The organism is Nocardioides sp. (genome assembly GCF_034670285.1).
Lineage (GTDB): Bacteria > Actinomycetota > Actinomycetes > Propionibacteriales > Nocardioidaceae > Nocardioides.
Genome location: NZ_JAXMNS010000146.1, coordinates 1 through 8,257 on the forward strand (window position 1 = coordinate 1; position 8,257 = coordinate 8,257).

8 protein-coding genes and 1 pseudogene are annotated in these 8,257 nt (G+C 72.2%); 7 read left to right on the forward strand and 2 right to left on the reverse strand.

The annotated features are described in order from the left end of the window. Positions 1–623, forward strand: a 623-nt coding sequence (locus VOI19_RS09075; RefSeq protein ID WP_323792644.1) for a DUF4396 domain-containing protein, incomplete at its 5' end; no start/stop codon positions are given. Between the two features lie 57 nt (positions 624–680). Here VOI19_RS09075 and VOI19_RS09080 read toward each other — a convergent pair. Further along, positions 681–1,328 carry a class I SAM-dependent methyltransferase gene (locus VOI19_RS09080; RefSeq protein WP_323792645.1) on the reverse strand — a complete coding sequence of 216 codons (648 nt, stop codon included), beginning with the start codon at positions 1,326–1,328 and terminating at the stop codon, positions 681–683. Positions 1,329–1,420: 92 nt separating this feature from the next. Between VOI19_RS09080 and VOI19_RS09085 the strand changes: the two genes are divergently transcribed. Genes VOI19_RS09085 through VOI19_RS09110 form a run of 6 tightly spaced genes read left to right on the forward strand, consistent with a single transcriptional unit; the run spans position 1,421 to position 7,918 of the window. After that, complete coding sequence (locus VOI19_RS09085) at positions 1,421–2,518, forward strand: radical SAM protein (protein WP_323792646.1); 1,098 nt, start codon at positions 1,421–1,423, stop codon at positions 2,516–2,518. Beyond that, positions 2,511–3,452 carry a hypothetical protein gene (locus VOI19_RS09090; protein ID WP_323792647.1) on the forward strand — a complete coding sequence of 314 codons (942 nt, stop codon included), beginning with the start codon at positions 2,511–2,513 and terminating at the stop codon, positions 3,450–3,452. Before VOI19_RS09085 ends, VOI19_RS09090 begins: the two co-directional genes overlap by 8 nt. Further along, the gene (locus VOI19_RS09095) at positions 3,449–4,399 is read left to right on the forward strand and encodes a putative selenate ABC transporter substrate-binding protein (protein ID WP_323792648.1); all 951 of its coding nucleotides are present in this window, start codon (positions 3,449–3,451) and stop codon (positions 4,397–4,399) included. Before VOI19_RS09090 ends, VOI19_RS09095 begins: the two co-directional genes overlap by 4 nt. Next, complete coding sequence (locus tag VOI19_RS09100; protein WP_323792649.1) at positions 4,396–5,184, forward strand: phosphonate ABC transporter ATP-binding protein; 789 nt, start codon at positions 4,396–4,398, stop codon at positions 5,182–5,184. Before VOI19_RS09095 ends, VOI19_RS09100 begins: the two co-directional genes overlap by 4 nt. A gap of 16 nt (positions 5,185–5,200) precedes the next feature. After that, the gene (locus VOI19_RS09105; protein WP_323792650.1) at positions 5,201–6,958 is read left to right on the forward strand and encodes a PhnE/PtxC family ABC transporter permease; all 1,758 of its coding nucleotides are present in this window, start codon (positions 5,201–5,203) and stop codon (positions 6,956–6,958) included. Positions 6,959–6,988: 30 nt separating this feature from the next. Then, positions 6,989–7,918: a hypothetical protein gene (locus VOI19_RS09110; RefSeq protein WP_323792651.1), complete on the forward strand. Its 930-nt coding sequence runs from the start codon at positions 6,989–6,991 to the stop codon at positions 7,916–7,918. Between the two features lie 69 nt (positions 7,919–7,987). Here the strand turns inward: VOI19_RS09110 and VOI19_RS09115 are convergent. Continuing rightward, positions 7,988–8,257 (reverse strand): annotated as a pseudogene (locus VOI19_RS09115) (type II toxin-antitoxin system PemK/MazF family toxin); the annotation flags it as partial.

The window sequence follows — 8,257 nt, forward strand, 5'->3', positions numbered from 1 at the left end:
ATCTGTTGCGCCGTCGACAGCTGCACGTCGCCGACGAGCTCGTCTGGGTGGCCTCCGCGCTCTACCTGGCCCCGTTCGCGGTGGCGCTCTACGCGCGGCGAGGCCGGGCGAGTCGAGTCGCCCCGACCGGGCAGCACACCGCGCAGGCGACCCACGAGCCCGACGAGGCACGGGCGCACGCCACGAGCGGCACCGCCCTGGCCCTGCTCTCAGGCGGGGGCGCCTCCGCCGTGGCACACCTCGTCGCGGTGCCGCTCGTGATCTCGATCGGCTGGACCATCGCCGGGATGGACATGTGGCCGATGATCCTCGTCATCGCGGTGCTCGCCATCGCGATGGTCGCGCTGTACGTACGAGTGACCGGCGCGCACGCCGACAGCGCCGGCACGGTGACCATCGGTGCTGCCGTGGTCGCCGCGGTGATCACAGTCAGCGCCTTCGACGTCGGCATGGTCGGCTGGATGGTCCTGCTGCACCTCAACAACCTGATGCCGCCCGCGTCCGAGGGCACGTTCTGGTTCCTGATGCAGCTCGGCGTGGTCGTCGGTCTGCTGACCGGCTACCCGGTGGTGCGCTGGCTCCTGCGCCGCGAAGAGCAGTCCGCCCTGCCGAAGCCCGCCTGATCTCGCCGGTCGCTCGGTCGCGCATCCGCTGCTGCGACCGAGCGAACGGTCAGGACCTCAGCCCTCGTGCTGCAGCAGGATCGCGGTGAACTGCTGGCGGGTGCCCCACGGCGTCACGTGGTCCTCGCCGCTGGTCGAGACGAGCCGGTAGCCCGGGAACTCCGCGGCGAGCTCCTCATGGGTGTAGCGCACGATCGGCAATCCGCTGCAGGTCAGCGGACCGTCCGGACCGAAGGTCGCCACGACCACGAAGCCACCCGGCTCGAGGCAGTGCTCGAGGGAGAGGCGGTAGTCGTCACGCTCGTCCTCCTCGGTGAGGAAGTGGAAGACGGCACGGTCGTGCCACAGCGCGAACGTGCGCCCGGGGCGGAAGTCGAGGACGTCGGCGACGTCGAGGTCGAGGCGGCCCGGCACCGCACCGACGCGCTCGCGCACGGTGGTCAGCGCGGTCATGGACAGGTCGATCGCGGTCAGGTCGGTGTACCCGCGCTCGACCAGATGGTCGACCAGCGTCGACCAGCCGGCCCCGACGTCGATGACGGACCGGTCGATGCCGAGTCCGGTCTCGTCGACCAGACCGAGCGACAGCTCGGGCACCGACTGCCACCACGACACGCCGTCCTCGTCCTTGCCGTCGTGGACGTTCTCCCAGTAGTCGGAGCGGGCAGCGGCGTCCTCGGGACGGTAGAGATCAGCATCGGCCATGCCCCGACCCTAGGCCGCGACTCCGCAGGGCCGTCACCAACTCGTCATCCCGATCCACTCTCGGGGTGGGCCGACCCGACTAGATTGAGCAGATGCCCGCAACCAGCACGCCCCCGACCAGCACGCCCCTGGGCGACGTCGCCCGCCTCATCGACGGCGGCGACATGGATTGCGGCAGCGGTCTGCTGCTGCTGATCACCCGCGCCATGCGTCGCCTCGAGGCCGGCGACCTGCTCGCCATCCGCAGCGCCGAGCCGAGCGTGGAGGTCGACCTGCCGGTCTGGGCCGAGCTCGTGGGCCACGAGATCGCCGACCGCCTCGCCGAGACCGACTCGGGCCCGTGGTGGTTCTCGGTGCGCAAGGACGGCGCCTCGGCCCCCGACGCCGGCACCGTCTTCAGCATCGGCGACCGCACCCCGGTCGGCCACCGGCTGTGGGCCTACACCAACTTCGACTGCAACCTCGCCTGTCTCTACTGCTGTGCCGAGTCGTCGCCCAAGGCCGCCGCTCGACGCCTCGACCCCGACGTCGTCGGCCCGCTGTTCGCCCAGTTCCGCGAGCAGGGCGGCAAGGAGCTGCTGCTCACCGGCGGCGAGCCCTTCATGCACCCGCAGCTCGGCGAGCTCGTCGACGCCGCCGAGGGCCTCGAGCGCACGATCCTCACCAACGCCATGGTCTTCCACCGCGGACGACGTCGCGAACTGCTCGAGTCGATCGACCGGTCCGTGGTGATGCAGGTCAGCCTCGACTCCGCGACGCCGGAGATCCACGACAAGATGCGCGGCGCCGGATCGTGGGCGCGCGCCCTCGACGGGATTGGTCTGGCCCACTCACTGGGTTTCCGGGTCAAGATCGCGGCCACGCGATTCGACGAGGACCCGGAAGGGGTGCGTGAGCTGCATGAACGTCTTGACGCCGAGGGCATCGCCAAGGAGGACCGGGTGATCCGCCCGGTGGCGGCCGAGGGCTTCGCCGACGGAGGCATCCACGTCTCCATCGACTCCCTCGAGCCCGAGCCCGTGATCACCGCCGACGGCGCCTGGTGGCACCCGGTCGCGGTCACCAACCCCCACATGCGCATCGCCGACGCCCCGCTCGACCTCGAGGAGATCTTCGGCGTCGTCCGCGACACCCTCAAGGTCCAGGACGCCGCCTCGGCGGCCGGCCGGGAGGTGTTCCGCTGTGCGTGACTCGCTGATGACCCGAGGCAAGGGAGCGCTCGCCTGGGCCCTCGACCCGACTCCGGAGACCAACCAGCGCGCGCAGTCGATCGCGCTCGCGGTGCTGCGCATCCTGCTCGGCCTGATGTGGCTCTACAACGTGGCGTGGAAGCGCGCGCCCAACTTCGGTGAGGAGGCCGGCAACGGTCTCTACAAGTTCACCAAGTACGCCGTTGACTACCCCGTGCTGGCGCCGTACGCCTGGATCACCGACAACCTGATCCTCCCCGTCTTCCCGGTCTTCGGCTGGGTGGTGCTCATCGCCGAGACCGCTCTCGCCGTGATGCTGCTGACCGGCACCTACGTGCGCCTCGCGGCGCTCATCGGTCTGGCCCAGTCGGTGGCGATCGGGCTCTCGGTCGCCTACGCCCCCGAGGAGTGGCCGTGGGCCTACTTCCTCATGGTCGGCGCCCACCTCGTGCTGGTGTTCGGCGTGGCCGGGCGGGTCCTCGGCACCGACGGGGTCCGGGCCGGGACGACGTCGCGACGCACCCTGGGCCAGGTCTGGGCTGCGCTGGCCATCGTCACCGGCCTGATCGCCGCGCTCAAGTCGTTCGGCGACCCCTTCGCCGCCCGTGGACCGACGCTGGGTGACAGCGACCCGTCGCTCTCGCTCGGCGCCTACAACCTCGTCGGGGCGCTGGTGATGCTCGTCGTCGGCGTCCTGCTCCTGGTGGGCATTCGCGGCGGCATCGACCGGCTTCTTCAGGCAGCGGCGGCGCTCGGCGTCCTCGCCGCCGTCTCGCTGCATGCCCAGATCGGGTTCACCGACCCGATTCTCGGCGGCAACCCCACCTCGGCCGCGCTGTTCCTCTCGGTGGCCCTCGTGGCCTTCCTCCTTGCGCGTGTCCCGTCCCCGACCACCTCCTCCACCACCTCCACCACCGAGAGCGACCATCGATGAAGCGCACCGACCTGCCCCGCCTCACCACCAGCCGACGCGGCCTGTTCCTCGGCGCCTCCGGCCTCGTCGTGCTGACTGCCTGCGGCACCGACGACAGCTCCTCCGGCGGCGCCGGCACGTCCGGCTCGACCGCGGGCCCCCTGCCGATCTCGGCGATCCCCGACCAGGACCCCGAGGCCCTCAACCGGCTGTACGGCGACGTGGCGGCCCGCTTCGCCGAGGCGACCGGCCTCGAGGTGACCTACACGCCCGTGACCGAGTACCCCGCCGTCGTCCGCGGCTTCGAGGTCGGCGACCTCTACCTCGCGTGGATGGGCGGCCTCACCGGCGTCCAGGCCGCCCAGCGCGTGGACGGCGCCGTGGCGATCGCCCAGCGCGACATCGACGCCGAGTTCACCAGCCTCTTCATCGCCACCAAGGCCTCAGGCCTCGAGGCGTTCGACGACGTCGACGGCCTCACCGCCCTGGCCGGGAAGTCGCTGACGTTCGGCTCCGACACCTCCACCTCGGGGCGCCTGATGCCGCAGCACTTCATGGACCAGGCCGGGCTCGCCCTCGACGACCTGAAGGGATCGCCCGGCTTCTCGGGCTCCCACGACGCCACGATCGAGGCCGTCGCCTCGGGCAGCTTCGAGGTCGGCGCCGTCAACTCCCAGGTCTGGGACGCCACCGTCGAGGCCGGCGAGGTCGATCTCTCCGACGTGGTCGTGCTCTTCCGCACCCCGACCTACTTCGACTACCACTGGTTGGCGCGTCCCGACATCGACGACGTGTACGGCGCCGGCACGCTCGACTCCATCAAGGAGCTGCTCTTCGGCCTCGACCCGGCCGTGCCCGAGGACGCCGCGATCCTGGACCTGTTCGGCGCCACCTCGTTCATCCCGACCGAGAACGCCAACTACGACCAGATCCGCGCCGTGGCCGAGGAGCTGGACCTGCTCGCGTGAGCCAGCAGCACCACGACCACGACCACCACGACAGCCAGGCCGGCGCGCCGGTCGTCGTACGACTCCGGGGGGCGGGGCGCAGCTTCGGCGGCGCCCCTGCCCTCGCCGGGATCGACCTGACGCTTCGGGCCGGTGAGCGACTGGCCGTGCTCGGACCTTCCGGCGCCGGCAAGAGCACCCTGCTGGGCCTGCTCAACGGATCGCTGGAGCCCTCCGAGGGCACCGTCGAGCTCTTCGGCGCGCCCACCGTCGGGCTGGCCTCCCGCCCGCGTCGAGAGCTGCAGCGACGGATCGGCACCATCTCGCAGGGTCTCGACCTGATCGAGCAGGTGCGAGTGCTGCACAACATCACCGCGGGGCGACTGGCCGAGTGGGGCGCCGCGAGGTCGCTGGCAGCGCTTGCGTGGCCACGTCCCGACCAGCGCGCGCTGGACGCCCTGTCCTCGGTCGGCCTCGAGTGGGCCGTGCACGAGCGCACCGAGCGGCTCTCGGGCGGCGAGCGGCAGCGGGTGGCGATCGCCCGGCTGCTCATCCAGCGTCCCGAGCTGGTGCTGGCCGACGAGCCGGTCGCCAGCCTCGACCCCACCCGTGCCGCGGAGATCCTGCGCCTGCTCTCCCGGGTCTCCGACGAGATCGGCACCCTCGTGGTGACCCTCCACCAGCCGCCGCTCGCCCGCGAGCACTGCACCCGCGCGATCGGCCTGCGCGAGGGACGCCTCGTCTTCGACACCCCGATCGCCGACCTCGCCACCGACCGCCTCGACGAGCTCTACGCCCGAGCCTGAGCCGAGCGGACCCACGATGACCCACCTCCTCGACGTCGACGAGAAGCCGACGTCCGAGCGCGAGCGCCGCGAGTCCCCCGGGCCCGCGCGCCGCGTCACCGGCCGCACGGTCGCCCTGCGTCGGCTCGCCGGGGCGCTCGTCGTGCTCCTCCCCCTGGTCTGGGCCGTGCGTCGTTCGCTCCCCGACAGCGGCGACATCGTCAACGCCGGTGGGGTGCCGCTGATCGGCGACCTGCTCGCGAAGGCCCTCGATCCACGCCTCGATGCCGACTTCCTCGGTGTCGTGCTCGACGCGACCATCACCACGCTCGCCTTCGCCGCCCTGGGCACGGCCGCGGCACTGGTGATCGGCGTGCTCGGCGGACTCGTGCTCAGCGATGTCGCCTTGTCGCGACGGCCACCACTCCCGCTGCGGATCATCCGCACCGCGCTGCGCGGCCTGCTGGTCGCCATCCGCTCGATCCACGAGCTGGTGTGGGCCCTGCTGCTCGTCAGCGTGCTCGGGCTCGACCCCCTGGTCGCGGTCCTGGCGATCGCCCTGCCCTTCGGCGCCCAGACCGCCCAGGTCTTCGGTGACACCTTCGACGCGCTGCCCACCACGGTGCTCGCCTCCCTGCGCCAGGCCGGAGCGCCGGCCCTGCCGGCGGTCGTCTACGCGCTGCTGCCTCCGGCCGGGCCGCTGATGCTCTCCTACTCGTTCTACCGCTTCGAGTGCGCCGTGCGCTCCACGGTGCTGCTCGGCGCGGTCGGTGTCGGGGGGCTCGGGCAGGAGCTGGTCGTCAGCCTCAGCTCGCGCAACTGGGACGAGGTCTGGACCCTGATCGCGGCGGTCATCCTGCTCTCTGCCCTGGTCGACTTCTGGAGCGGCCGCCTGCGGTCCGACATGGCGGTGGCGAGCTGCTCGGAGTGGTCGGCCGGCGACGCTGAGTCCGACGGGCCCGAGGGATCCGACGGGGCTTCCAGGAGCTCACGCTCGCGGTGGGCTCGCTGGTCGGCGATCGCTGTCGTCCCCGGCCTGGTCGCCGCCTGGATCGCCTCCGGCGTGTCGCTCTCAGGCCTCACCAGCGAGCGCACCCGCGCGCTCACGGCGAGCCTGCTCGACGACCTGATCCCGCCCGAGCTCCCGCAGGGTGGCTGGGCGCCGGTGACCGGCGCCGTCCTCGACACCCTCGCCATGGCGGTGCTCGCGATGATGATCGCGGTGGTCATCACCGTGGTGGTCTCCCCGTGGGCGGTCTCGGCGGGTCGGCGCAGCGGTCCGCCTGCGCCCGTCGGCGCGCGCGTGGCGCGCTGGGTGGCCTGGGGCCTGGCCCGGGTCGTGCTGCTCGTGCTGCGTTCGGTGCCACCGACGGTCTGGGCGGTGATCGCCCTGCTGGCCCTCTTCCCCGGCGTCCTGCCCGGCGCGCTCGCGCTCGGGGTCTACACCGGCGGTGTGCTCGGGCGACTCGTCGCGGAGTCGTGGGAGAGCGTCAGCCCCGCACCACGCGACGCCCTGCGTCGCACCGGCGTGGCCGGCGGCCTCGCGACCGTGGCGGCCGTCGTCCCCGCCTCGGCCCAGCAGCTGATCACCTACACCCTCTACCGCTTCGAGATCTGCGTGCGAGAGACGGCCGTGGTCGGCATCGTCGGCGCTGCCGGACTCGGCCGCCTCCTCGCCGAGAACCTCAACCTCTTCCGCTTCCCCGTCGTCACCACGCTGCTGCTCGCCTCCTTCGCGGTGAGCGTCGCCAGCGAGCTGATCAGCCGACGCCTGCGCCGCGCCATCCGCGCCTGATCCGGCCGGTCCGCCCCGGACCATCGAGCCATGTCCGGCTTCGACCATGACGCCTATGCCCACCTCAACCGCTGGGTGCAGCACGGCGTCGTGTCCCGTGCCCAGCTGATTGACCTCGGCGCCACCCCCACCTACTTGCGACGGGCGCTGCGGCGCGACCTGCGCGTCGTCCATCCGGGCGTCTACGTCAACCACACCGGCCCGCTGACCTGGGAGCAACGTGCCTGGGCCGGCGTGCTCTTCCACTCCCCGGCCGCGCTCGCCTGGGAGTCGGCGCTGCCGCGACCACCGCGTGGCGGCCTGATCCAGGTGGCGGTCGGCCACCGGAGCCGGATCACCCAGGTGCCCGGAGTGCACGCCCGCCGGATGGCCCACCTCGACGAGCGCCTCGATCCCCTCAGCGCCCCGCCGCGTCTCCGGCTGGAGCACGCTGCCATCGACGTCGCCTCCCGCAAGCGCGACCTGGCGGCCGCCTTCCAGGTCTTCGCCGACGCCTGCCAGACCCGGGAGACCTCGGCGGAGGCGATCGCCGCCGCTCTGCGCGGGCGGGCGCGAGTCACCGGCAAGGCGCAGCTGCTGGCGCTGCTCGCCGACCTCTCGGACGGCGCCTGCTCGGTGCTCGAGCGCGAGTACCTCCTCCTCGAGCGTCGCCACGGGCTCCCCCGCGGCCTGCGGCAGCACCGCGACCAGCCCGCCGACCGGGCCTTCTACCGCGACGTGCTCTACGCAGCGTTCGGGATCATCGTCGAGCTCGACGGACGGCCGTTCCACGACACCGCCGGCGCACGCGACCGCGACTACGGGCGCGACCTCGACACCGCGATCGACTCGGGCGAGCAGACCGTGCGGCTCACCTACGGCCAGGTGCTGCGCGACGGCTGCGCCACCATCAGCAAGATCGGCACCCTGCTCACCCGGCGCGGCTGGTCAGACCCGTTCCTGCCCTGCCCTACCTGCTGAACCTTTTCAGTCTGCGTCTGGTGACACCGGGTGTCACCAAACGCAGACTCAACGGAACTCCGTGAGCGGCTACCAGCCGAGGGTCTCCCGTACGGCGTCCGCCACCTGGTCGAAGCGGGCCCGGTCGAGCACCGCCCCTTCTCGTCGTACGGCGCTCGGCGCGAGCCGCAGGACCCGGTCGAGGCGGACCTCGCTGGGGCGCCGCTGCCGGTCCCACTCGCCGGCGCCGAGGTCGAACCACCGCGGCCGCTCGTCGGGACCCTGCGGGTCGCGCGGCGAGGTGTTGTCCTTGCTGGTGAGCATCAGCCCGAGCAGGTCGTCACCCACGCGGCCGATCAC

What these genes read in the sequence shown, in the direction of transcription:
- VOI19_RS09080 (WP_323792645.1), bottom strand. Translation starts at nt 1,328, where the DNA reads ATGGCCGATGCTGATCTCTACCGTCCCGAGGACGCCGCTGCCCGCTCC.
- VOI19_RS09085 (WP_323792646.1), top strand. Translation starts at nt 1,421, where the DNA reads ATGCCCGCAACCAGCACGCCCCCGACCAGCACGCCCCTGGGCGACGTC.
- VOI19_RS09095 (WP_323792648.1), top strand. Translation starts at nt 3,449, where the DNA reads ATGAAGCGCACCGACCTGCCCCGCCTCACCACCAGCCGACGCGGCCTG.
- VOI19_RS09105 (WP_323792650.1), top strand. Translation starts at nt 5,201, where the DNA reads ATGACCCACCTCCTCGACGTCGACGAGAAGCCGACGTCCGAGCGCGAG.
- VOI19_RS09110 (WP_323792651.1), top strand. Translation starts at nt 6,989, where the DNA reads ATGTCCGGCTTCGACCATGACGCCTATGCCCACCTCAACCGCTGGGTG.